Genomic DNA, 25,183 nt, shown 5'->3' on the forward strand with positions numbered 1-25,183 from the left:
CCTTCAAAAATTATTTGCTCTTATAGGTTCGTGTTTATGTTTAGCCCATAAATATTTCTGCAGTGAAACTCCAATTACTCCAATAATAACAAGCCCAATCCCTCCATAAACATAGAGTTGAGTTACTCCAAACAAATGCACTAATGGACCACTCATAGCAGGAGAAATAATTAAAACTGCGTTTGTTAAACTGCTTTGAATACCAAATACTCTTCCTACTTGATCTTGATCGGATTCTATTTGTAATATGACTTGATTAGATACAAGCATCAGCCCACTTCCAATACCAGCGATAAAACTAATTAAATAGGCTAAAACAAAGACCGTACCGGGCGTTATCAAACCAATCCCCCCAAAACCAATTCCCATTAAAACCATACCTCCACATACTACCCAGCCATACTGAAACTGTTTTAATTTCTGAGTTAGTAATGCACCAAGTATTCCGCCAAGACCAATAATAGAAATGATATATCCCATTTTACTTTTATCATGTGGGAATAAGCTCTTAAATAAAGTTGGGAATTGTGAGTCTACTAATTGTAATACTGCCATGGCTATTGTAACGAAAATCATGGTTGATAATATTATCCGATTAGATAACACATAACCCCACCCTTGTACCCAAGCGGTCCAAGTACTTTGTTTTTGCTGTTCAACAAATTCTTTCGATATAGTTTCTTTAAATTTTATTGTGGGTATGAGAACTAAGGTAGCTAATAAACAACTTATAGCTCTTATAATGAGGCAGAACTCTGGTTGAAACCAGCTCAACAACATGCCCCCTATAAGTGGGCCTACTATCTTGGTACCCTGCTCTACTATTCCGTTGATACTTACTGCTTTAGTAAGCAAGTCCGGGGATACAATCTGTCTTGTTAGTGTTTGCTGTGCAGGATAATAGAAAACAATAAAAATGGAACGAATCATTAATGCCACTAAGAGCCAGTGGATATCTTGTACAAATAAAAGAGCAATTGTTATTAGACCAACCATTAGATTACAGAACATCATAATTGGAATTTTTCTAAAACGATCTGCAATAACGCCTGCCCATGAGCCAAAAATAATTCCAGGAAGTGCATATGCAACAGGAATCAATCCAATCATAGTAGGATCTACTTCCCATTCAAACCCAACTATAGTCATAATCGCTAACATATCAATAAAAACACCAAGCATAAGCAATGAATAGGCAGAGAAAACTTGTAAATAAACCCTATTTCCTAATAGGCCTTTTGAATCAGTAGTTTTCATAAAAGCAAGCTCCTTAGGTTACTAATATAAACGCTTTTGCGTATAAGGTACCTCTTTATTAAACCTAATTAATCATTATTGACATCTCACCTAGAATTTAACTTCGTCAAAACTCAAACCAGTCTTGTTTTTCGTATATTTAAAATAGTCAGACAAATGAAAACGTACCTATTTCTTCATTTTTATATCAACTGTTACAAAATATATCTTTACCTTACACTAATAACAGCTAAACGTTGCCTTAATATAACCCTTTACAGTCGTTTGCACATTCAATTCACATCCTTTTTAAAGTTGGCTTTTTTCTATCTCAAATACTATCACACAAATATTTCACCTACTATATTCATAAAGTTGAAATATTTGAATCAGAAAATTCGGATAAAAAACCAAATCCACAAATCATAATAAACTATTATTTATTTATATTTTCATTTTATAGATAGCTTTAACCATAAGGGTATCAAGAATTAAGTTTTTTAATTTTATTAACATAATAGTTTAAAGAGACCGTAAATCCTACTAAACAAAAAAAATATACAATAAAGTATATTTTTTTCTTATCCTACATATTTTCTATGCAAATTAATTCCAATAACTAAAGTTGATAATGAAAATATAATACTACCAATCACTAATGTACTCATAACAAGAATTGAATAATATAGTATTAATACTTCTGCACCTACTACCTATTTTATTTATTGGATATTTATACTTCAAAAAATTACACATCATTCACAATTAGGATACATACCCAAAATATGATTTGAACATGTTATTATATTTTAAGATAATATAAAATCAGTTTTTCTATAAGAGAACTTAATTTTTATGTAGTACGAAACTGTTAGTAATACAGTATATACTAATTTAGTTATAAAAACATTTAAAGACCACCTATTTCCATAAGTGATCTTTCTTTGTGATTCTGCATTTGTGCACTACTGTAGAAATATATCGTAGATACGCTTTGTTTGCTAAATTTTTAGTTCTCTCCATTTACTAAAAAATATAGCTTAATACAATTAATATCATATTCGCTACATTGCAAACTATTATTTTGTCTTCTGTACAGGCAAACTACTAAAAATTAATTCAGCAACTTTTACATATCCTTTTGAGTTTGGATGAATTAAATCCTTAGACCAAAGCGTATTGTCATTAACTAAATGATGATTCCAAAAATCAACATGATGAAGCTTATACTCTCTGCTCAGTGAATGTATAACTTCATTTGCCTCTAATAATTGTTCTTTTATTACTTGTTTTTTTTCAGAAGCAAAAGGGAGCCTAACTGTAAAATCTGGAAGGTTTGCTATAATAATATCAGCCCCTGCTTTACTTAATGTATCTATCATAAATTCCATATCGTTCTTATATGCATCATGATTCCAACGTCCTTTTAAAACATCGTTTGCCCCTGCAATGAGACTAACCAAATCTGGATTAAAAGTTAACGCCTTTTCCAATTGCTGCAAGCGAATTTCTTCAGTTACTAACCCACGCTTTGCAAAATTGGCATATTCTATATCGTTTTCACACAGTTGAACAAAATGATCTACCCAGCTTTTTAATGCAATTCCCTCAACTTCATCCCCTATCCCCTCTGTAAAACTATCGCCAATTGCTACAAATCGCTTCCACATATGTATTCCCCCTTTATTATTAACCATATCTATACTATACAATAGCTCACACCGTAATTGTTATTTCTAAGTGGTTTTCGATTTCAATTATATTCCACTTTACTATATTTACATTCAGAATCGGTCATATTCATATATTTACTAAAGAAATAAAATCTATCTAGGAATTATACTTTTTTCAAAAAATTTGTTGTTCTTTGTTTCACCCAGTTGATACATTTCTTTTCGATTAAATGATATGAAACTATAGAAAAAAGTAGTGTCATTGCAATGCACAAAGTAAGAAGAAAAAATTACACCCTGACATTCCAAGCTATCCACATAAGAATCTATAGTACTTTGAAATCTTTTGTTTCAAACTAATATTTAGTTGTATCCTATAAAATTAGCTTTTTACTATATCAATCGAACGATCCCACATACCACTAAAAAAAGATCCTGTTTTATGTATAAAACGTGTAAGCCAATTTGCTTGTTCGACATCAGATTTTGTTACAAGGTCTATTTGTAATGATTTACCTGATAAGAAACCAGAATCTGTATTATCTTTAGGAGAGATAATCATTTTACTAATAGTTCCCCCCTCTTTAATAGGCGCTCCTTGTTCCATATTGGATACTTTAAATTCTTTTTTATAAATGTCTTTATTGCCCTTCGGCATTGGAAGTGAAACAGCTTGCTTCGTTTGAACTACTACATCTTTTTCTTTTGCATTTGCCACTCGAACTGTTTCATGTCCTTTTATTACTGAATCTTTTCCGTAGACATTCTTCACTTCAAAATTCGCAAATCCATAATCGTATAATTTCTTTGTTTCATCAAAACGTGCCGTATGAGATTTTGCTTTTATCACTACAGAAATTAGTCGCATACCATTTCTTTCTACTGTACCAGTGAAACAATCTCCCGCTTCTGGAGTAGTTCCTGTTTTCAAACCATCTACACCTTCATATTGCTTAATTAAGCCTTTTAACATCCAGTTAAAGTTCGCCATATCAATTGGATATTTACCACCCTCTTGGAATGTTTTTTTAGGAATTTTTGCTGTATTTAATATTTGGGGGAAATCTTGAATAAGACGTTGTGCTAAAATTGCACAATCCCTTGCAGACATTTTATTTTTCTCTTCTAGAGTTGTCCCTTCTAGATGATATCCTTTTAAATCTTGATTTGTTAAGCCAGTAGAGTTTACAAACTTATAATCTTTCATACCAAACTCTTTTGACTTATCGTTCATCATTTTTACAAAATTGACCTCTTTACCAGCAATCTGTTCAACTAAAGCAATTGTTGCACCATTTGCAGAGTAAATTGCCATTGCCTCATATAACTCTTTTACCGTATAAGAGCCACCATTTTCTAATGGAACATTTGATAGTGAACGATCTTGCGAAATCTTATGTGCATATTCAGAGATTTTAACTTTTTGATCCCATTTAAGTTTTCCTTTATCCACCGCTTCATGAACTAAGTATTCGCTCATCATTTTTGTCATACTAGCAATTGCCAATGATTCATCTGCATTTTTTTCATATAAAATTTTCCCGGAATTTGCTTCTATTAAAATTGCTGATCCTGCTTCAACGTCTATAGCAGGATCTGTTTCCGCTGCTGCTTTTCCAATGGTAACGACCATGCTACAAAATATTGTAAGCACTGTTACTATTGCAATAACTCTCTTGCAAAACATACCTTTCACTTCTGTTACCTCCAATTTCTTTGTACTCAAAAAAAGCGTTATTCTAACATAATCCCGCAAAAAATAGACAGTGTTCTCAAATTGTATATACATATAAAACGTTAGAATCGCTTTCATATAGACCACCTCATCCGACACTTTTAGGTGCGCTAATACTTTGTATTCCCACACATATCCTTATTTTTAATCCCCTTATATTTTTCAAAATGATTCACACTTTCATATTTTTTAGGATTACAGTTAATAGACAATCTAAATAATACATTTGTTCCACATTTACAAAAAATAAAAAACTACACCCTATACTGGATGTAGTTTTCCTAACTGATTTATTTATTTTTCACTTCATTTTTATAAAAAGCAAATAATGGTTCGATGGATGGACTAGACAACAGCGGAATTGCCTTCTCAATCAATTTCCTATCCCAATCAAACCAACGCATTTCCATTAACATGTTTATTTCTGTATCAGTGAATCGTTTCTTTATTTCCTTAGCAGGATTTCCACCAACTATTGTATACGGTGGAACATCTTTACTTACGACAGATCCTGCAGCAACAATTGCACCTTCACCAATAGTAACGCCAGGCATTATTATAGCATTCATTCCAATCCAAGCATCACTTTGAATGACTGTATCGCCCTTTGGTTCATATGATTGTTTGATTTGCTCAGCAAATGGATATACTGTAATCCATTCTGAGTGATGATTATGATTACCACCCATTAAAATGACTACCCCACTTGCAATGCAAACATAATTCCCAATAATGAGTTTATCAAGATGCCATCCCATCTGTTCAATTGGATTGAAAAGTGCTTGAGACTTAGCATCTCCCCACAAATACCTTACACAGCCATCTTCAAAATTTTGATGGCTATAATAGCCTGAATAATAGGAGTACTCTCCTACTTCAATGAGTGGATTTGTTACTATATCTTTTATATACTTTGTTTCTGACCAATGATTAAATAATGGATACTTCATAACTTTATTCCTCGCTTCTAAGTATTATATATTTTGCTATTTACTTAGAAGCTTACTACGACTGCTACATTTTTTAGCTTTCTCAAACGACGAATCATTATCTTCAAGCCTTTCTTTTATACTATAAAAAAGCATAACGCAATATATTACACTAGTCAAATTGTGTAATTTTGAACACATCTTAAACAGCGTAATACTGCAATAGGAACGTGAAAACACTCTAACTTTGATCCAAATAATATATTGATTACATTTAGTTTATATTTTGTAAAAAAATTTTAATTGCCATGACAAAGCAAACAATAACCACTATTGGTCGTATTAATGACGTCCCTTTTGTAAGCACCATCTTCGCTCCAATATACGATCCTATAATTTGACCAAGCATCATAATCAACCCAATTGTCCAATCGATTTGGCCAAAAATAATAAAATATAACAAAGCAGCGAAATTACTTGTAAAATTCAAGATCTTAGCATTTGCAGTTGCTCTTGTAGCACTATATCCACATAAAAGAATGAATGCTAAAGCAATTAAACTACCTGTTCCTGGGCCGAAGAAACCATCATAAAATCCAAGGAATGGAGCCACTGTTAACGCAAACAACAACATACTTATTTTTCTCGGTCGATCTTCGTTTGCTATATTTGGAGATAATAGAAAATAAAGACCAATAATAATAAGTAAAAAAGGTAATATCATGATTAAATATTCTGCTCGTATCTGTAAAACAAGCCATCCACCCAAAACTGATCCCAAAAAGGTCATTAAGATGGACAAACGCATTTCTTTAAGATTAATTTCTTTCTTCTTAATAAAAAACACTGTTGCCATGAGAGTTCCGCTACTCCCTTGTAGTTTATTAGTCGCTATCGCTACAGAAGGAGACATACCTACTAATAACATTATCGGGATAGTTATCATACCACCGCCCCCAGCAATCGTATCTATCCATCCTGCTAATACAGCTACTAAAAATAGTAGTATAAGTAATTCAATAGTAAAATCCATACAAAGAATATGGGAAGGCTTGAGCTATTATAACCCAAACCTCCCCATCGTCCCTCCTCTCTTTAAACTAGTTAATGATATCTGTAAAGTAACTTTCTTTTTGATCACGTAATCGACTGGAAACGTATTGTCTGCAAACAATTCTTCTTCCATATTTATTGTTTCCAATCGGGATTTTATATTCTTCCTCAGATAACCTTTCCCTACCATGAGTTACATTTGTTTGTTTACCATAGTATGAATTTGGTATAAGTAATAAATCTTCAGATGTAAGTGGAACCTTATAAGTAGGCGTTGTTCGTAAGAGTTCTAAAAACATGTCAAATTTCAATTTTTCTTCTTCACTTTCTCCCACATAAATCAATCTATTTTCTGCTCCATTCAAACAAGTTGCAATAATATCACCATTATCATCTAAAAATATAATTTGGTTTATTTCCCCTACAAATCCCGATATTTCACCATCAGCCATTCCTGCGATATGAGCAATAGGCATTTTACTTACCGCCAATATGTCATCTTTACTGAAGAAATTTTCTTCAAGATGCTTTTGAAGTAATTTTGGGGTTCCAATATGAGTTTGAGTTTTTAAATTTAACACTCCTTTTAATAAAAGAGCATCAACTCTAGTAAATTTGCCACAAGTAATTTCAGACACTATTCGTTCCACGGATTTATTAAGTCTATTTGATACAATTTCTAAATTCGTATTGAATGTTTTCAATCTTGCTTCAATATCTGATTGGTCTTTCATATCTGTATACACTGTGGCATCGTTATGTTGATAAAAGTTCCCGCCACCAGTGCTTGCACCGACATTTCGCAAAACTTCATCGTTGTTTAAAGGTGAAATGAGATGAAATCTATTTTTCCCTGCATGTTCGGATGGGTGAATTAAAGCATCATAATTAAAAAGTGTAGCAAAAAGCCATGTGACCCATTCTGCATAAAAATATTTTTTCATTCTATCGTGTTCGTCTTCACCATAATTAAAACCTCTGCGATTTTCCCCAGGTAATAATGTTTCCATAGGATCACATGGAGTATTTTTAATAAGAGTAGGTGGTACGTTTCCACCACAATTCGCTATTTTTATTATATGTAGTAGGTTTTTCATATCTGAATTCGGATTTTTCTTTGAATAGTCAATCAAACAATTAAGCCACTCTTTTGAAAAATATGCTGCTATTTCTTGATCACAAGTATAAGGATTATGAGTTTTCAATTCATTTTCTATCAGATTCTTCATTTTATCCTTCAATACATTAGGAATGCTAATTTCTTCAATTTCTGTAATCTGCAGTATTCCTTTATTCATTATAAAACCTCCGTTGTTTTATTTTTTATACCCTATCTTCTATTAAACAAACTATCCATTTCTTTTTTGCTCCTTCGCTTTTCGTCAGAGCTATTAGAACTACCGATTTACAAATAAAAAACGTGGATTATAAGAGATTTCTTCTTAGGTACATTTCCCCGACGAACCTCTATTGAATTGGTAAATTTAATTTAAAAATTTCTTTCATTTTCTAAAGTTTTCCTAATTTTAAAATCAGAATTTTCAATACAACTATGTTAACATTAAAAATATAACACGAAACCAAAAAATGTAAATGAATAGTTTTTTTATAAAAAATAGTCAGACTATTTATGAAGTAATTCGTACTCCATTGAACGAACTACGGCCCCTCAATTTTATTGATAACAATAAAAAAAAACCCTAAATTGATAGAGGGATTTTTTTCAAGTATATTCTATTTTAAAGTTCTTACTTACCTTTTACCCCGCTATTTGCCGGGCAGTAAGACCCCTACTTCGAAATACAGCGGAAGCAAAGAAGTTAGGTGGGGGTCGGGCTGCCCATAAAAGCAAGATTGGTGAGGGCTGATAATCAGTGGGGATGAACAAAACTCCCCCTGATTAAAGTTTCACTTTATTTTAAAAGATATTGCTGTAACTTCTTTATTAACAGTTCCATCCCGTTTGGACTTACAATAATCTTCCCATTCGCTAACGAAATATTGCTGTCTGAAATATCCCCTGTAAGTGCACAAGCTCTTGGAGATTGATATTTTCGTAAAATAATCTGGTCCTCTTCTATAAACATTTCAAGAGAATCTTTTTCTACAATTCCTAAACTCCGTCTTATTTCCATTGGAATAACAATACGCCCCATGCTATCTGCTTTACGAGTAATTCCTCTTGATTTCATAAAATGCCACCCTTTATATTTATCTAATATTACGGTATTTATTTTAGCAATAAACAACAATTAGGAATAGTTCGTATTACAGTACTTTTTTTAGAAATAAATAACAATTAGGAATAGTCTATGTTAGAATTCTTTCTTGTTTATTCTTGATTTTTAATATATTTTTCCTTGATCATTTTTATATATTGTTTTCTTTCAGTTAGTTCAAATATAAATAATGCTTTTTTTATGTCTGTTAAACCAACTTCATTAGAGTGCTGAACTTTCAATAAAATTGCACCTTTTTCAAAAAACAATTCACCTAATAAGTATAAAGTATTCATATTTATCGCTAATTTTATACCTATTTCACTATACTTTATTGCTTCTTCATATTGATTTGCAAGGTGTAAACATTTTGTTAACGTATGAATGAGTCTTAATTTAATTTCTTTTTCTCTAGGAAATTCTATCTTATTAAAATTAATTAAACTTTGTTTTAATATATTTATACTTTTCTCATACTCTTCATTTTCTGCATGTATTATAGCAATTGAATTCATTATGCTTATTTCTTTTTCTGATAAAAAGTTACTACTACTTAAGGTTTGTTTTAGTGCTCTATTTAAAATGTCAAAGGCATTACTTGTTGCTCCATTTACATAATATATAGCAATCGCTTCATGCCATAATAGAAATTGTTTATCTTCTTTTGATTGAAAATTATTCTCATCTTTCTCTTTTTTTACTATTTCGTAAAGCTCATTATATTGTTTTTGTTTCACACAATCTCTCATTACACATTTTACATTTTCAATATATTTTATTTTTTTATTTTTGGTTAGTGCGAATATATAATTTGGATCAATACCAAGTCTTTCAGATAATTGATACAACAATATGCTAGATGGATAAATAATACCTTTTTCTATCTTACTAATTTGACTTTGTGAACATATTCCATGACATAATTCAGATTGTGACATGTTTTTTTTCTTTCTAAGTTCTTTAATAATAATACCAAGATTGTAGAATTCCATCTTTCCTCCCTCAAATGTAACACTTTATGAGTATAAGAATATTTCCCAACTTTTAATGTAATGTAAAATTAATATAGTTACAATTATTAATTATATGGATTTATAGTTTCTTTTACAAACTTGTATCACAATACGAGAAATTATTAAAATATGGTTCACTAATAATTAATGGGAGTTTTATTCCCCCCCACTGATTATCAGTCCACTCCAGGCAGGCTTTTACAGGGATTTCGACTTCTTTGCCACATCTAAATTTTGAGGTGGGAGTCTTACTATCCGCAAATAGCCTGATTAAAATAAATATGATTTTTCACCTTTATTTCTTTTAATAGTTTCTTTTGATTTTTATATAAATAATTTCGAAGGAGCGTATTTTATGAAAAGAATGTTGACCGAAAGAGAGTTAGAAGTAGCTATTTATGTAGCAAAAGGATATACAGATGCAGAAATTTCCAAAAAAATATATGTTACCCCTCGAAGAATTTCAACGATAATTAATCATATTAAAGAAAAATGGCATATTAATTCTAGAGTGGAATTAGGTATTTTAGTTTATCATTATGGTTTTATAGATGCACCCTTATTTTCAAATAAAAAAATTCAGCTATGTAAAAAGGTTGTACAATAGATAGCGGAATATAACGAGTTTAAATTGCAAATAAGAATAGAAGAGCAGACAAACTTTTATTATTTGGTTTACTCCATCACTTTTTAAATTTCATACATTAATATAAAAAGGTTAGAGAATTAACTTCTCTAACCTTTTTATATACACTATTAGGTTTCAAACAGTAAAGATGCCCTAATGCTACCATTGATCCTGTTCCCTATTCAACCTTATATAAACACAAAAAAGAATCAGACATTACACTATTCAAAACCAGTTACAATTCTCTCTTTCATTTTCTGTAATACTTCACTGCTCAATACTTTTTGACCAGCAGGAAGTTTTAATATGGCAGCGGCACCTTTACTAAGGTATATTTCTTGATCATTATTTTGATTTACTACCAATATTCCTTGCCCTTCAAATTCGAAATAACTAATATCTTTTGTTTCATTTGTATTATTTTTTATTGCTTTATATAATCCATATAAATCTTTACTTCTATTTTCTCCGCCCGTTCGAATCGGTTCAGTATCATTCGCAACAATCAGTCCTTCTGGCTGCTCACCCTTCATAATAAACCACAGCTTTTCATTTGTTGGTAATAGTAAATGCTTAAATTCAGAGCTATTTAAAATTTGCTGTGCTGGAATAGTTGCATAGATTGGTAATGAAAATGGAGATGTTGTTATTTTTTCAAAACTTAAATTTTCAGAAGAACCTCCCTTACTATATTGATAATCTTTTAATGCGATCGATTGTACTGATTCACTTTTATTTTTTGATGCATAACTAATTTTACTAGCAAAAATAATAACGGTCATTAAGCACATGCACGGTATCACAAGCTTAAGTAGTTTTCCCATTTATGAACCTCCGCTTTTAATATTATTAGTTTGCATGGATATTATAAACAGTTTCACTCCACCAAAAATTACTATTGTTATGGAACGTACTGAAATTATGATTATAATGATCACCATACCAAGGGTCCATGTATGTTATATAATCTGTTCCATTTGTCCCTTTATAAAACCCATCAAGTACTAAAAAGTGTCCGATGTTAGCGCCATTTTGCCACATAATGAGTGCAATCATCGGCTGATTACTATTAATTTGACTTTTGAACCAATCATACGATTTTGCTCCAGAACTTATAGCTGAGCTAACCCCATATCCGGATAATCCGTATTGTATTTCACGTGAAGTTGCAGGATTATTATATGATCCACCCTTAACATACCTAACGTACTGATCTTGTGAAGGAGTTTTTCCAAAATAATTTAAAACTGAAACCGAAGTGCCTGCCCAACACCAATTTGACCTTTCTTGTAATATGTTAGGTACAGATAATTTACGATCTATTGATGTATTTGGAGGATTTCCATTAATATACGCTGACGTTACATATACTTTTTTTCCATCTTTAAAATAATAAAACCAACGATTATCTAAATTTCCTGTCCAGTAATCTTTAACCGCTTCACCATACTCCCATCCTTTAAAAGATACTGTTGTATTTCCGGGAATCACATCTACAATATTTGCATTCAAACTTTTTGCCTCTCTAACATTTACATTCAATGGAGCTGTTGTTCCTGAAAATTCAACTTCTTCTGCTATTATTTTCTGAACACCAATAAAACTAAATGTGAAGAACAATAAAAACATACAAACAATAAAATGCTTTCTTTCCTTCATTTCTCCACCCCTTCATCAGTACTAAAAAACATCAACAATTCATCCTTATTAATTGTTCAAGCTTAATATTACATACTAACGAAAAATGACTTCTCATAAATTGAAACTTTAATCAGTAGTGGTTTTATTCATCCCCCACTGATTATTAGTTGAACCAATCGGGCTGCCCGGCAAATAGCGGGATAAATTCCAATACAAAAAAGGAGCCTATAAATTTTTATAGGCTCCTTTTTATTCCGTCGTTATTACTCAGCTAATTCTTTCGTAGCCTTCATTACATCAACGAAGAATCCCCAGTTATTCACTACAGAAGAGATACTGATATGTTCATCTGGAGTGTGGACGTTAAAGATGTCTGGTCCGAATGAAATTGCATCTAATTCAGGCATTTTTTGAACGAATGCGCTACACTCAATCCCCGCATGTACAGCGAAGATTTCAATTTCTTTATTGTATTTTTCTTGATGTACTTTTTCAAATAAATTACGAATTTGTGAGTTTGGATTGTATGGCCATTCTGGATACTCTGACTCTATTTCAAATGTAGCACCAACTAATTCAGCAATATATTTTATTTCTTCTGCAACATGTTGTTTTAAACTACTTACAGAACTTCGCACTTCGTTACGTAATTTAATTTCATCTCGCAATGTTTCAATAACACCTAAATTCGTTGAGCTTTCTACAAGACCTTTAATATCCATGCTCATGCTTTGAATGCCATTTGGAATTAAGAATAATGATGAAATAAGCTGCTTTTGTGTCTCTTTAGCAAATACTTTTTCAACTGTTTCATCCAATTTTGTCAGTGTAACATGAACATCTGGATCAACAGCACGCATTTCTTCTTGTAATACACGTGTCCATGATTCTAGTTTTTCTTCTACTTGTCCTACATCTTCTGTACGAATTAAAAGTGTAGCTACACTTTCACGCGGAATTGCATTCGTTTTTAATCCGCCGTGAACTTCACTTATGTTAAACTCCGTATGTGCCGATAAATCACGTAATACTCGTCCTAATACTTTGTTCGCATTACCGCGTTGTTTATCAATTTCCATACCAGAATGTCCGCCTTTTAGACCACCAACATATAGACGGTATGCATCCATATTCGCTGGCGTTTCATCCCAAATTACGGGAATTGTTTCAACAGCTTTCGCACCACCTGCACTACTTACAAGTAATTTATGATCTTCTTCAGAATCAATATTTATAAATATCTTTCCTTCAAAATGATTTGGATCAATAGCAAAAGCCCCGCCCATTGTCGTTTCTTCTTCAGTAGTGATAACGACTTCAAGTGCTGGATGCGTAATTTCTTTTGAATCTAATAAAGCTAATGCATACGCAACTGCAATACCATTATCAGCACCTAAAGTTGTTTGATTTGCATATAACATATCCCCAATGATTCTTAATTCAATTGGATCTTTTTCAAAATCATGTACTGTTGCTTGATTTTTTTCGCAAACCATATCCATATGACCTTGAATAATAATAGCTGGTACATTTTCATAACCAGCTGTTGCTTCTTTTTTAATAATGACATTTAATGCTTCATCTTGAATGACTTCTAAGTTACGCTCTTTTGCAAAGCCCACTAAATAATCACTAATTTCCTTTTCATTACCTGATCCTCTAGGAATCTTTGAAATTTCTGCAAAATGATAAAATACAGGGTGCTTTGTTAATTGTTCTAAAGTAGAATACATTTTTCAAGCTCCTTTCAAAATGAAAAAATAGTATGTAAGTCTTTTATCATTATACCATGATTCATTATTTTACCTTTCTTTTAACTTTTATTGTTCATTTTATGTAAAACACTCTTACAACATTGTAAGGGCATTGTAATCTATATCGATTTTTCTCATTTAATAATAGCCGTATACTTTTTAAAGAAACACATTAAAGGAGATAAAGAAAATGAAAAAGTTTTTAGCAATTATTACACTATGTTTATTATTTTCTAGTTTTACTATTGGCTGTGAGAGAGCGTCACTAAATAGAATTGGTAAAGATGTATATTACATGCAGATAAAAGGCGAAGGAACTATCGAAAAGGTAGATGGTAGAAACTTACGAAACTATACGCTGCCCGCATATGATGAAGATGGCGTCAAAAAACAAATTACATTTAGAAGTACAAAAAAAGAAAACAATCATAAATTAAATGCAGACGCGTTTTTACGCCTTTATGTAGATCAAGATGATAATAATAAAAATGAAATATCATCAATTGAAGTAAAGTCCTATGAAGAGATTCAGAAAGCAGATTTGCCTGAAAAAATAAGAGAAAAGTTTACTATTAAATAAAAAAAAAAGAAAATGCTCTATGCATTTTCTTTTGTTCTTTTCACCTGTATATATTTTGAACTACTATTATTCATCAGTTTCTCTAACCGATTTATATTCTCCGTTAATGCACCTTTCACAAGAGAGAAATCTGTATTTGATTCTTCTTTTTTTTCTTTAAAAAACGAAGACTTTTGCACATTGACTTCAGCCATCTCTTCTCCCCCTTTTCAAAAAGATACAACCTTTTATTTATATTATATAGCAAATGTAGAAAGAGTGTACACTTATGATTTTCTTTTTAATTCTTCTTCTAATTCTTCTACTTGCTGCAACGTATCCCCTTTTATTAAAGAGAAATCTGTTGTATCTTCGTTATCTTCTTTAAAAAAATCATTGTCATAATCTTTTACCACTACAATCACCTCTACATACTAGTGTAGGAATGATTGTCCAATTTTATTCAACTTTGTCGGATTTTGTTTTTAATTTATGTATATAAGAAAAGGACAGAAAAAGATTCTGTCCTTATTTACTAAAATAACTATGATGTATTGTTAAATTATATACATTTTCAAAATCCCGATCTTGCAGGTTATTTTTCTTTCCATCAATAACAATGAAAACGTCACTTACTATTTTTGCTGGTATAATCCCGACATTTTCTACTTGCACCGCTTTCTGCTCATTCAATTGCTCGATATGTTCTAACGGAACGATAATACTAAATTGCGAGCGAATACCACGAAAGTTTGTATTTAATTCCTTCGCGGCTTCAAAAACAACAATTTTCGCACCAATCTTTTCCCCATATGAATCTAAAAATGCATTTAAGCTCTTTGTATATTCCTCTTCCGTATGCCATTCCATCGTACCGAATACTGATGGATTAACATTTTGAATAATTGTCGTGTATATTTCTCCTCTCGCTTTAGATGCAATTAATGATCGTTTTATTGATTGAACTGTCTTGCCAATATCGCTAAATTTCGCACCCCATATTTCTGAAATATTAGGTGTTAAAATGAACGCAATATCAACAAAAATAACCATTGCAGTAAACATTAAAAGATTTTTCCAGAGGGTTAAATCAATTCCTTTTATCATGAAATACACGGTGACAGATATGATAAACAAACCATACCAAGTCTTTCTAATACGTTGCTTTTTCTCCTCGTACAACTCCTCATTTTTCCAATAAAAGAAAACAAGGACTACAAAGACAATCGCTAAAACAAATAAGCCAATTCGAATGTTAGAGATCATTAATCACATCACCCTCCATTCAAAAACTACTCACGATATCATTACATGCGCAAGCTGCTCTCTTTATGACAAAAGACGTGGACAAGCTTCTAAAATTAGCTACATCGCATATACATTAGAAAGTACCACTTCTTTTATCCTGCTATTTGTGGGCAGTAAGACCCCCACTGATTAAAATTTCACTTTACCATGAGTCTATATTGTATATGTAGACAAGCATTCATTTCAAATTTTCGTATTAAAAAGAAATATGTTTCGGAATTTCCCCTTCAGGTACTTCTCCATCCATACTTAAATAATAATGACGAATCGGACGTAAGTTTTCGTCTAATTCATAAACAAGCGGAATGCTAGTGGGAATATTTAATGAAACTACACCATCACTTGAAAGGTTGTCTAAATATTTTACTAGCGAGCGAATTGTGTTACCGTGTGATGAAATAATTACTTTATTACCACTTTTTAATGTCGGCGCAATTTCTGAATGCCAATAAGCAAGTACTCTCTTCTCCGTATCCTCTAAACATTCAGTTAACGGAAATTCACCTTTTTTGAGTGTTTTATATCTTGGATCATTCGCTTCATATCGAGAATCGTCTTCAGTAAGAGCCGGTGGTCTTACATCAACACTTCTTCTCCAAATATGAACTTGCTCTTCACCATATTTTTGTGCAGTTTCATCTTTATTCAGCCCTTGCAATGCACCATAATGTCTTTCATTTAGCTTCCAAGATTTATGTATTGGGATCCAAGTAAGATCCATCTCATGAAGTACAATCCATAACGTCCGAATTGCGCGTTTTAATACAGATGTATAAGCCACATCAAAAGTATATCCGTTTTTCTTTAATATTGCTCCTGCTTCTCTCGCTTCACTTAATCCATTCTCTGATAGATCAACATCTGTCCATCCAGTAAAGCGATTTTCAAGATTCCATAAACTTTGTCCGTGACGAATAAGTACAAGTTTTATCATTATAATTCCCCTTTCGGAAATGTGAATTTTATTGTTCCATTGCGTACACGTATAAAGTATCTAGTAATGTATCTTTTTATCCATTCACTCTATGACCAAATCATAGTTGCCAAATGTATGGATAAAATTTGTTCTTTTTCAAACGATAAAAACAGAAGTTTTTTCATTATTTTTGATCGACTGGTAGTTCACGTTTCGTTATCCAAGCATCAAAACCTGATCGGCTATTTGCCATTTCATTCATAACTTGGTGCCAATTGTCCTCACATGATTCACCAAATTTTGAAAAAATAGCACCCATTTGTTGTCTTTGTACATCACTCAGTTTTTTCTCTAAATCTGTACCTTTTTCTGTTAAAGACAACTGTTTCACACGTCGATCATGCATAGCTTCATTACTCTCAATTAAGCCCTTTTCCACAAGTTGACGTAGCGGTCCGTGGAGAGCTTGTTTACTTATTTCTAATAGTGATAATAACTCATTTACACTTATCCCTGGAAAACGTGCGATAAAAAATAAAATTCGATGATGTACTCGTTGAATGCCATATTCTTTTATAATTTCATCTGGCTTTTCAGTAAATGTTTTATATGCAAAATAAAATAATGCTAATGCCTCATTCATCTGTTCTTCTTTATGTTGTTTCATCTACTTTCCCCCTGTATGTAAATTATACCACAATCTAGTAATGAATATTTTAATCAACGCATTAGAACTTATTTAGTCTATTGAAACATTCATTGCATAATTAGGAGATGATTCATTTGAAAAAACAATATACTGTAAGTACATATTTATTGGATAGACTACATGAATTAGGAATTGAACATATATTTGGGGTTCCTGGTGATTATAATCTTGCTTTTTTAGATGATGTGGTAGCACATGAAAATTTAAAGTGGATTGGCAATTGTAACGAATTAAATGCTGCATATGCAGCAGATGGGTACGCTCGCATAAAAGGAATCGCTGCTCTTATTACTACTTTCGGAGTTGGAGAATTAAGCGCTATTAACGGTATTGCTGGCTCATATGCGGAAAACGTACCAGTTATAAAAATCACGGGTACGCCACCAACAAAAGTAATGGAAAATGGAGCAATCGTCCATCATACGTTAGGAGATGGAAAGTTCGATCACTTTTCCAATATGTATCGAGAAATCACTGTGGCACAAACAAATGTAAAACCTGAGCATGCTGCTGAGGAAATTGACCGTGTTTTACGTGCATGTTGGAATGAAAAACGCCCGGTTCATATTAATTTGCCGATTGATGTATATAATAAACCAATTAATAAACCTACAGAACCAATTTTATATAAACCGATTTTAAGTAATAAAGAAGCGTTGGATAAAATGCTACTACATGCCACTTCAATAATAAATAACGCCAAAAAATCTGTAATTTTAGCTGATTTTGAAGTAGATCGATTTCACGCTAAAGAAAATTTACATCAATTTGTAGAAAAAACTGGGTTTCCCATCGCGACGTTAAGTATGGGAAAAGGAATATTCCCAGAAAAACACCCTCAATTTATAGGGATTTATACTGGTGATGTAAGTTCTCCGTACTTGAGAAAAAGAATTGATGAATCTGATTGTATTATTAGTATTGGTGTGAAGTTAACTGATACTATTACAGGCGGCTTCACACAAGGTTTTACAAAAGAACAAGTTATAGAAATCCATCCCTACACTGTGAAAATTATAGATAAAAAATACGGTCCAGTTGTAATGCAGGATGTTTTACAACATTTAAGTGATTCAATTGCGCATCGTAATAAAGATACTCTTGAAATTAAGCCATTTATTTCAGCACCATCACCTTTTACTGAAGAGTTCAATCCAAAAGCACAAATGGTCACACAAAAACGTTTTTGGCAGCAAATGTACCATTTCTTACAAGAAAACGACATCTTAATTGTAGAACAAGGAACACCTTTCTTTGGTAGTGCTGCTATCCCTCTACCTAATAACACTGCATATGTAGGACAACCGTTATGGGGATCTATCGGATATACACTGCCCGCTCTACTTGGTACACAGCTCGCCAATTTATCACGGCGCAACATTTTAATTATTGGTGATGGTTCTTTCCAAGTAACTGCCCAAGAGTTATCAACTATACTACGTCAAAATTTAAAACCGATTATATTTTTAATCAATAACAACGGATACACCGTTGAACGTGCCATTCACGGCCAAAACCAACCTTATAATGATATACAAATGTGGGATTACAATAAACTATCAATGGTATTTGGGTCAGAAGAAAAAAGTCTAACATTTAAAGTAGAAAATGAAGCAGAATTAGCAGAAGTCTTAACAAATATAACTTTTAATAAGAATCAACTTATCTTTATTGAAGTTATAATGAGCCAAAGCGATCAACCTGAATTGTTAGCTAAACTCGGGAAAAGATTTGGTCAGCAAAATTCTTAATATAAAAGCATAACCTAATTATACAATTGGTAGTGTAAAACTTGTTTTGAGAATAGTTTCGACACTCAAAATACATAAGGAAAAGGATGGAAAGCACCATCCTTTTCTATTTTAAGAGCATTCTTCGACTAACGCCCCGTATGACAAGCAAAAATTCTTAATCCATCTTTAACTTTATAGATTTTGTCGCAATAAATGTTTTAATATGCTTATCTAATATCCTTGTCCCACCAAAATCATCCTCATAAAACCCTGTTATAACAAAACCAGCTTCAATTTGGCCTTGGATTTGGTCTTCTAAAGTATGCGCATATTCTATTGTTTGATTTGAATCGATGTAATCTTGAACATCATCCTCTGGTAAATAATCCAATGTTGATGAAGGAATTGAATGTTTAACATCAAGAATACCTTTTTGCTCTTGGTTATCATCAAAAATCCATAGTAACGGATTTGTAAATCCAGCAATAAGAATACCTTTATTCTTTAAAACCCTAGAAACTTCATTCCATACAAGATGAACATCTTTTACAAACAAAAATAAGCTACGCTTTTTCTTTTTTATTCAGCAAGAGTTAACTGCCAAGATACACCATACTTATCATTTAACCAGCCAAACTTTTTACTAAACGGATAAGAACCTAAAGGCATGAGAATTGCTCCATCCTGCGCTAGTTTATGAAAGACCGTTTCAATTTCTTCTTCTGTCTCACAAGTTACATAAAGAGACATAGCTGGAGTGAATGTAAAATTATGATTTACATAACTATCAATACACATAAACTCTTGGCCATTTAGCGTAAAAGTTGCATGAATTACAGTTCCCTCTTTACCAGGTCCATTTTCATCGTAGCGAGAAATACTTACAATTTCCGATTGATCAAATAGCGACGTATAAAAATTCATTGCTTCCTCAGCTTTGCCTTCAAACATTAAAAACGTAGTAATTTTTTGATTTGTGTTACTCATATGGAGACAGCCCCTTGTTATATATTTATGTAAAACATAAGTCGGCAAAAAACCGAACGTACATTCCTATAAGTGTATTGTCTATAAAAACGATGAGTTTGTCAATTATCTACTTTATTATTTCTTCTTAAATAATGCTGTCCAAAGAAATGATTCTCCAAACATTTCTTTCGGTTGTTTCATTTGTTTCATCCTTCTAATCTCAATTACCTCAAATTCTTTAAATATCTCTCTTAACTTTTCTTCCGAGTATGCAAGACCACCTTGTAGACTCCATCCTCTATATACATCCCAATCTGTTATTTCCGATCCATTTCGCTCATCTAAATCGCCTGCCGCAAAACATGTTAATCCGAAATAACCACCCGATTTTAATGAGTTTTTAATTAAATCCACATAATTTATTCTTCTATGCGGTGGAATGTGATGCAAACAGCCCGAATCGTATACAAAATCAAATTCGTTTTGAACCTCTAAATTAAAAATTGAATCACAAATAAAATGAATTGCTACCCCTTTTGCCAATGCCCTTTCTTTAGCCCAATTAATGCCTTCTACAGATAAATCCACTGCTGTTACATCAAATCCTTGAGTCGCTAAATAAATGGCATTTCTACCTGGACCACATCCAAGTTCTAATACCTTCCCTTTTGAAACTCTCTCTTTTTGTATATACGAAACTAGATTCTCATCTGGAACATTTTCAAAAAACGGAACATCCTTTTCTCTATTCTCATAAAACTCATTCCAAAATGGTTCTGCAGGTCTTAATAATGAATCAAGCATTTTTAAAATGTCTTCTTGTGTGTGTAACGTTTCAGTTTTCATTAATACCCCTCCATAAATTAATAGTCAGAAAATTATTATATATCTTTTCGAACTTTCAAACAAAGAAAAAACTCCTATATTCAATAGGAGTTTTTGTCTTTAAAATCCGAGTACAGCTAACCATTTTAACAATTTCTCTTCTCGCGCTTTTAAATCATCATTCCTAAACTTGCCTAGTTGTATTTCACTAACAACTTCTCCGTCCTCCATAAAAAGAACTCTTTCTGTTTTCTCTGCTACCTATACAACATGAGTCACTTAAGAAGGTTACTTTGCTGAAAAATAAAGCCGATTTCGTTAAGGAATATTTTTGCTAACGCCTCTTCTTTCATACATGTTATTTCATACAATCATACTTTTCTAATAAAATAACGCTTTTGTTCACTTTTTTGATACATTTACGAAACATTCATGTGTTACCTTCATTAAGTTCTTTTCTTTTTATAATGTCGTGTGAGATATACCAACAGAGGAAGCCCTAGATCCCCTAATCCTAGGGCTTTTTTATAAGAATTTTATACATTTTATTATTTCCACTAACTCTTTAAATTGTATATACATAATATAAAATTTTCATGTTGTTATATTTTTTGATGGCCTCTTATCTTTCCTTAAAAGGCTTTTTTTCAAATAACGCTTTTATTTAATTTATATTTAAAAAGTTCCTTTTCATAAAGACTTCCCTTATATGCTATACTCATTCTTAAATAATTGTATAAGGAATGTTAAAAATGGATGATAGATCGTCAAGACAATGGAAATTGCGACAAAAGTTAAGAGCACTGAAAACCAAAAACAACAATGACACAAACCCTTTGTTTAGTGAATGCCTTGAATCCCTAGGAAACGAAACTCTCATTTTCTCCCAAGAAAAAAGCCAGCAGATTGCTATTATTTTAATGAATTCATTTCCTATAACTGTCTCGGGAAGAATAGATTGGGAACAGATAGATAACCAATTCATAGCTTCGAACAAAGAACAACTAATTTCCCTTATTAGAGCAAACCAACTAGATTTTGACGAACAGATTTTTATAATATGGGATAACTATGAAATCCCTGTAGTAAGTACAAATCTTGATAAAGTATTCCAATCACTAGTTGACGTTGATGCAGTCAGTTTTTATTACTGGATATTAGACAAAGAATATAGATTCGTAATTGAAATAAATGATAAAGAATTGATTAGGATTGGGTTTCGCTAATACTCTAAGCATATTTCCTCATTCTACTGATCTGCAAAATTTAAATTGTATTATTTATCAAAGACTTAAAATATACGAATGTCACGTAAACCGATTGGTGTTAATCATGTTTATGTTTATAATTACGTTGATTTGGATAACTTGCATTTATAAAATGTAAATGTTTTACAAATTCAAGTTAAACAAACATTGTTATATCAAGGTTTGTTTGACCTAACATGTTATATTCTTGATACTAAGACGGTTTTTATGAGCATTTCGTATAAGTGTGATTTAACTGATTAAGACTATTTTTAAAAACGACATATCAGCGATAATTTATGTCTATTCTGTATAAGTGTTAGCAAGATCGTTTGCAAACTTGTTAGCACTTTTTTAAAACTTAAACCAGAGGAGATTCATACAATTTAGTAACAATGTAAAATTGTATTTATCAAGGATAAACCATTTAACAAATAGTTTGCAGCACTGAATGATTTACAAAAGAATACCCATCGATACACTACGAATAAAAATAATCAGCTAATCGAGGGAATATAATTATTTTTATTTAATTCGCACTTGTACTTCTTGTTCTTGTATTACTTGAATGATTAACTCCAATACAATATTTTGTATTAACTGATGCTCATTATCATGAAGTTTACTTTGTTCTGATATGTATTCAATACATTGATATATATACCCTTCTACCAATAAGCTCCCTTTTTCAACTGTAAGTGTATTTTGCTCATTCTTTTTTACCTTTGGTATTAAAAATTCGGTTTTTGTCAAAATAATCTCCTGTTCAACCTCTTTTATTCCAATGACTTTTTCTTTAAATACAACCTTTTCTCGTAAACTAATTTCACCTTTATATCTTCCTATTTCTATTGGTAGTTTCGCTGTAATAAAATTATTTACGTCTTCCCCATTTTCACTCTCTAATATTATACTGTGAATAGGAATCCATGAAGATGCCTCTACCTTATTCTCTTCTTTATTCCCTTTATTTTTTTGGTTATATAATTCAAAATGAATTCTCTTCTCATGAAGATTTAAAGAAACTAATTTACAATAACTATCCGAATAATATTGTTGCACTGTAGTTAATAACTTACAATCTAATTCACGCCCTTCTACACCTTTTTCATTCCTAAATACAAATGCTTCTTGATTTTTAACATTTATTTTTGGAAATATTTTAAAACTAGTTACTTCTGAAAAAATAGAAAATGGAGTTTTGACCACCAGTGAGCGTATTAAAGGCCCTATTTGTGATCCAGACGCTTTACCTTCTTTCTCTAATTTTGATGCTACATATTCTCCCTTTAATTCAGGTGGTATTTCTTCTTTTCCCCCTCTTTTTTCGTGTAAATTATCTTGTATATTCAGTTTTTTATACTTGTAAATTTCATCCCATATCCCCTTACCAATCCATGGATTTTTCATCACCATCCCCCCGTCTGATGAAATTCAAAAAATTTGTTTTTTGTATGTGACCATTTCATCATTATATATGTTGTATAAAAATAAAAAAGAAATTGTCTTTTTAACAAAGACAATTTCTTTTTATTTTTATAGTGCTACTTGTACTTGTTGTACTTGTAAAACTTTTAAAGTAAGATCTAGTACAATTTTTTCACGAAGCGTATCAAATGGTTCGTTTAGGTTTGTAGGACAAGGTGAAAAGTCTAATTCAAAAAATTGAGCGCTTACTAATTCACAATATGGTTGTTCATTATAAAAAACTGCATTTTCAAAGAAATATTTGTCTAGACGTGGTAAATCACCGTTTTTAGGATTTATAAAATGAGAAGTAGTGTCCGAAGAAGAAGCTACTAAAGCTAATGATAGAAAATCACCTTCTGTCAGATCTGCAAAACCAGAAAATGGAACATTTGCAATACGATCATATAGAACTCCATTACACTCGTCATTTGCATATTCAATATTTTTACGAATATAGCCTTGTACAAATAATTTCGCTCTTGTAACTCGTCGGTAAGGTGTACCTGGTACTGGTACGAATGCTACAGGCACTAACTTACATTGTGTTAAAAATACGTTTTTTAAGATGCGTTTAATTTCGACTGCTGGAGGCTCTAATGAAATATCGGACTCTACAACAATTTGAAGCGTTCTTTCAGCTAATACAACTGGAATCTTTACAATAGGTGCTCCTGGAGTAACAATTGGTGTTGCAGTCTCATCACTTAATGGTGTTTGGGTTTGTCCCGCTACCTGACATGGTACATTAATTGGACATTGTTCGCTCATGTTTTATGCTCCTCTTTTCATAAGATTTTAGAGTTTATGAAATTTTCAAACTCATAATACTTGTATATGTCTTTCTTCTACTAATGTTTGGGTTCTATAGTAGCCTTTTTAATCATTATCATTAAGTTAGTATAATCTAATCATTTTTATTGAAAATTCTGAAAATTAATATTTTTAGAGGAATACAAATTCTGTTTTCAACGTATCTCGCAGATTCGGTAAAATCATGAAGTCTTTATTACATGAGTTATCTTGAATTTAATTTTGGATATCACGATATGAACATGGTTACCAAATGATGATTTTTATTTTTATCAAGCTATATATTCGTAAAAAATCGCTTTACATATACTGAAGTTTTATTTGTTGTTACATAAAATCTTTTACCTATTCAATTTTGAAATATACATTCAAGACAGTATACTCCAAAATAAGAAATTATTTTAAATTAGAATATTTTCTTTGATAAATGTGTGTTGATTAATTTCATAATCAGTAGTTCTATCCACTCTCCCTTAAAAATTAGCATAGTTTTTATGAATTCTATATCTAGTAGAAAGCTCTCTATCATATAAAAGTATAATAATAGGTTAATAAACAAGCAGTTTTTTTACTAAAACATAGAATAATACTGACCCTAATTGAAGGGAGGCATAAAAGATTTCCTGGAATAATGATTGCTGAAAATTTAAAGACAAGCACCATTGTGATGACGATAAATTTAGATATATTATTTAAATAATTTGTGTTATAGTTTCAAATGTTAATTAATTACAATATTTTTCAAAAAGAGTATAC

The 25,183-nt window shown here is 31.6% G+C and carries 24 protein-coding genes and 3 pseudogenes; 4 read left to right on the top strand and 23 right to left on the bottom strand.

Annotated elements, in window-relative coordinates:
* Nucleotides 1-3 precede the first annotated feature (3 nt).
* The 9 genes and pseudogenes from ACTFRM_RS28485 to ACTFRM_RS28525 all read right to left on the bottom strand — a co-directional run bounded on the left by ACTFRM_RS28485 (nt 4) and on the right by ACTFRM_RS28525 (nt 9,837).
* Nucleotides 4-1,257 (bottom strand): MFS transporter, encoded by a 1,254-nt coding sequence (locus ACTFRM_RS28485; RefSeq protein WP_000858621.1) that lies wholly within the window; start codon nt 1,255-1,257, stop codon nt 4-6.
* 1,058 nt (nt 1,258-2,315) lie between these two features.
* Entirely contained in the window at nt 2,316-2,906 is a 591-nt protein-coding gene (locus ACTFRM_RS28490; RefSeq protein WP_000265875.1) for an SGNH/GDSL hydrolase family protein, read from the bottom strand.
* A gap of 167 nt (nt 2,907-3,073) precedes the next feature.
* Nucleotides 3,074-3,199, bottom strand: a pseudogene (locus ACTFRM_RS28495) (acyltransferase family protein); the annotation flags it as partial.
* A 92-nt stretch (nt 3,200-3,291) separates the two neighbouring features.
* The gene (locus tag ACTFRM_RS28500; RefSeq protein WP_440043817.1) at nt 3,292-4,605 is read right to left on the bottom strand and encodes a D-alanyl-D-alanine carboxypeptidase family protein; all 1,314 of its coding nucleotides are present in this window, start codon (nt 4,603-4,605) and stop codon (nt 3,292-3,294) included.
* A 329-nt stretch (nt 4,606-4,934) separates the two neighbouring features.
* The gene (locus ACTFRM_RS28505) at nt 4,935-5,594 is read right to left on the bottom strand and encodes a CatB-related O-acetyltransferase (RefSeq protein ID WP_000876938.1); all 660 of its coding nucleotides are present in this window, start codon (nt 5,592-5,594) and stop codon (nt 4,935-4,937) included.
* Between the two features lie 253 nt (nt 5,595-5,847).
* On the bottom strand, nt 5,848-6,606 hold the full coding sequence (locus tag ACTFRM_RS28510) for a TSUP family transporter (RefSeq protein ID WP_000347994.1): 759 nt from the start codon (nt 6,604-6,606) through the stop codon (nt 5,848-5,850).
* A gap of 67 nt (nt 6,607-6,673) precedes the next feature.
* The gene (locus ACTFRM_RS28515) at nt 6,674-7,924 is read right to left on the bottom strand and encodes a hypothetical protein (RefSeq protein ID WP_001032357.1); all 1,251 of its coding nucleotides are present in this window, start codon (nt 7,922-7,924) and stop codon (nt 6,674-6,676) included.
* A gap of 615 nt (nt 7,925-8,539) precedes the next feature.
* Nucleotides 8,540-8,818, bottom strand: coding sequence for an AbrB/MazE/SpoVT family DNA-binding domain-containing protein (locus tag ACTFRM_RS28520; RefSeq protein WP_000842216.1), 279 nt, complete (start codon nt 8,816-8,818; stop codon nt 8,540-8,542).
* Nucleotides 8,819-8,958: 140 nt separating this feature from the next.
* Nucleotides 8,959-9,837, bottom strand: coding sequence for a helix-turn-helix domain-containing protein (locus tag ACTFRM_RS28525; RefSeq protein WP_000397979.1), 879 nt, complete (start codon nt 9,835-9,837; stop codon nt 8,959-8,961).
* Nucleotides 9,838-10,213: 376 nt separating this feature from the next.
* Between ACTFRM_RS28525 and ACTFRM_RS28530 the strand changes: the two genes are divergently transcribed.
* A complete protein-coding gene (locus ACTFRM_RS28530; protein WP_000827560.1) occupies nt 10,214-10,465 on the top strand; it encodes a response regulator transcription factor in 252 nt (83 codons plus the stop codon).
* 242 nt (nt 10,466-10,707) lie between these two features.
* On the opposite strand, the gene ACTFRM_RS28535 is transcribed toward ACTFRM_RS28530, so the two are convergent.
* The 3 genes from ACTFRM_RS28535 to pepD form a co-directional block, all read right to left on the bottom strand.
* Entirely contained in the window at nt 10,708-11,310 is a 603-nt protein-coding gene (locus ACTFRM_RS28535; protein WP_000517267.1) for a hypothetical protein, read from the bottom strand.
* A gap of 25 nt (nt 11,311-11,335) precedes the next feature.
* The gene (locus ACTFRM_RS28540; protein WP_000664546.1) at nt 11,336-12,145 is read right to left on the bottom strand and encodes a papain-like cysteine protease family protein; all 810 of its coding nucleotides are present in this window, start codon (nt 12,143-12,145) and stop codon (nt 11,336-11,338) included.
* Nucleotides 12,146-12,390: 245 nt separating this feature from the next.
* Nucleotides 12,391-13,860 (bottom strand): beta-Ala-His dipeptidase, encoded by a 1,470-nt coding sequence (pepD, locus tag ACTFRM_RS28545; RefSeq protein WP_440043818.1) that lies wholly within the window; start codon nt 13,858-13,860, stop codon nt 12,391-12,393.
* Between the two features lie 211 nt (nt 13,861-14,071).
* On the opposite strand from pepD, the gene ACTFRM_RS28550 reads away from it, so the two are divergent.
* The gene (locus ACTFRM_RS28550; RefSeq protein WP_000713869.1) at nt 14,072-14,461 is read left to right on the top strand and encodes a YxeA family protein; all 390 of its coding nucleotides are present in this window, start codon (nt 14,072-14,074) and stop codon (nt 14,459-14,461) included.
* 17 nt (nt 14,462-14,478) lie between these two features.
* Here the strand turns inward: ACTFRM_RS28550 and spoIISB are convergent, their stop codons facing one another.
* The 5 genes from spoIISB to ACTFRM_RS28575 all read right to left on the bottom strand — a co-directional run bounded on the left by spoIISB (nt 14,479) and on the right by ACTFRM_RS28575 (nt 17,331).
* Nucleotides 14,479-14,655 carry a stage II sporulation protein SB gene (gene spoIISB, locus ACTFRM_RS28555; protein ID WP_000852629.1) on the bottom strand — a complete coding sequence of 59 codons (177 nt, stop codon included), beginning with the start codon at nt 14,653-14,655 and terminating at the stop codon, nt 14,479-14,481.
* Between the two features lie 72 nt (nt 14,656-14,727).
* Nucleotides 14,728-14,856 carry a hypothetical protein gene (locus ACTFRM_RS28560; RefSeq protein WP_000237818.1) on the bottom strand — a complete coding sequence of 43 codons (129 nt, stop codon included), beginning with the start codon at nt 14,854-14,856 and terminating at the stop codon, nt 14,728-14,730.
* 112 nt (nt 14,857-14,968) lie between these two features.
* Nucleotides 14,969-15,706: a type II toxin-antitoxin system SpoIISA family toxin gene (locus ACTFRM_RS28565; RefSeq protein ID WP_000624982.1), complete on the bottom strand. Its 738-nt coding sequence runs from the start codon at nt 15,704-15,706 to the stop codon at nt 14,969-14,971.
* Between the two features lie 238 nt (nt 15,707-15,944).
* Nucleotides 15,945-16,682 (bottom strand): 2,3-diphosphoglycerate-dependent phosphoglycerate mutase, encoded by a 738-nt coding sequence (gene gpmA / locus ACTFRM_RS28570; RefSeq protein ID WP_161114235.1) that lies wholly within the window; start codon nt 16,680-16,682, stop codon nt 15,945-15,947.
* Nucleotides 16,683-16,848: 166 nt separating this feature from the next.
* Nucleotides 16,849-17,331: a MarR family winged helix-turn-helix transcriptional regulator gene (locus ACTFRM_RS28575; protein ID WP_440043819.1), complete on the bottom strand. Its 483-nt coding sequence runs from the start codon at nt 17,329-17,331 to the stop codon at nt 16,849-16,851.
* Nucleotides 17,332-17,447: 116 nt separating this feature from the next.
* On the opposite strand from ACTFRM_RS28575, the gene ACTFRM_RS28580 reads away from it, so the two are divergent.
* On the top strand, nt 17,448-19,124 hold the full coding sequence (locus ACTFRM_RS28580) for an alpha-keto acid decarboxylase family protein (RefSeq protein ID WP_404509400.1): 1,677 nt from the start codon (nt 17,448-17,450) through the stop codon (nt 19,122-19,124).
* 157 nt (nt 19,125-19,281) lie between these two features.
* Here the strand turns inward: ACTFRM_RS28580 and ACTFRM_RS28585 are convergent.
* The 4 genes and pseudogenes from ACTFRM_RS28585 to ACTFRM_RS28600 form a co-directional block, all read right to left on the bottom strand.
* A pseudogene (locus ACTFRM_RS28585) lies at nt 19,282-19,662 on the bottom strand (SAM-dependent methyltransferase); the annotation flags it as partial.
* A 23-nt stretch (nt 19,663-19,685) separates the two neighbouring features.
* Complete coding sequence (locus ACTFRM_RS28590; RefSeq protein ID WP_000072495.1) at nt 19,686-20,093, bottom strand: VOC family protein; 408 nt, start codon at nt 20,091-20,093, stop codon at nt 19,686-19,688.
* Nucleotides 20,094-20,210: 117 nt separating this feature from the next.
* On the bottom strand, nt 20,211-20,921 hold the full coding sequence (locus ACTFRM_RS28595) for a class I SAM-dependent methyltransferase (RefSeq protein ID WP_000846301.1): 711 nt from the start codon (nt 20,919-20,921) through the stop codon (nt 20,211-20,213).
* Nucleotides 20,922-21,020: 99 nt separating this feature from the next.
* Nucleotides 21,021-21,161: pseudogene (locus tag ACTFRM_RS28600) on the bottom strand (ABC transporter ATP-binding protein); the annotation flags it as partial.
* Nucleotides 21,162-21,652: 491 nt separating this feature from the next.
* On the opposite strand from ACTFRM_RS28600, the gene ACTFRM_RS28605 reads away from it, so the two are divergent.
* Nucleotides 21,653-22,126: a CDI toxin immunity protein gene (locus ACTFRM_RS28605; RefSeq protein WP_000342724.1), complete on the top strand. Its 474-nt coding sequence runs from the start codon at nt 21,653-21,655 to the stop codon at nt 22,124-22,126.
* A 546-nt stretch (nt 22,127-22,672) separates the two neighbouring features.
* Here ACTFRM_RS28605 and ACTFRM_RS28610 read toward each other — a convergent pair.
* Both ACTFRM_RS28610 and ACTFRM_RS28615 read right to left on the bottom strand, forming a co-directional pair.
* Nucleotides 22,673-23,557 (bottom strand): BC_2427 family protein, encoded by an 885-nt coding sequence (locus tag ACTFRM_RS28610; RefSeq protein WP_000795504.1) that lies wholly within the window; start codon nt 23,555-23,557, stop codon nt 22,673-22,675.
* Nucleotides 23,558-23,683: 126 nt separating this feature from the next.
* Complete coding sequence (locus ACTFRM_RS28615; RefSeq protein WP_001294982.1) at nt 23,684-24,385, bottom strand: CsxC family protein; 702 nt, start codon at nt 24,383-24,385, stop codon at nt 23,684-23,686.
* Nucleotides 24,386-25,183: the final 798 nt, after the last annotated feature.

Origin of the sequence: Bacillus cereus group sp. MYBK227-1 (assembly GCF_051916325.1) — a bacterium.
GTDB classification, from domain to species: Bacteria; Bacillota; Bacilli; order Bacillales; family Bacillaceae_G; genus Bacillus_A; species Bacillus_A cereus.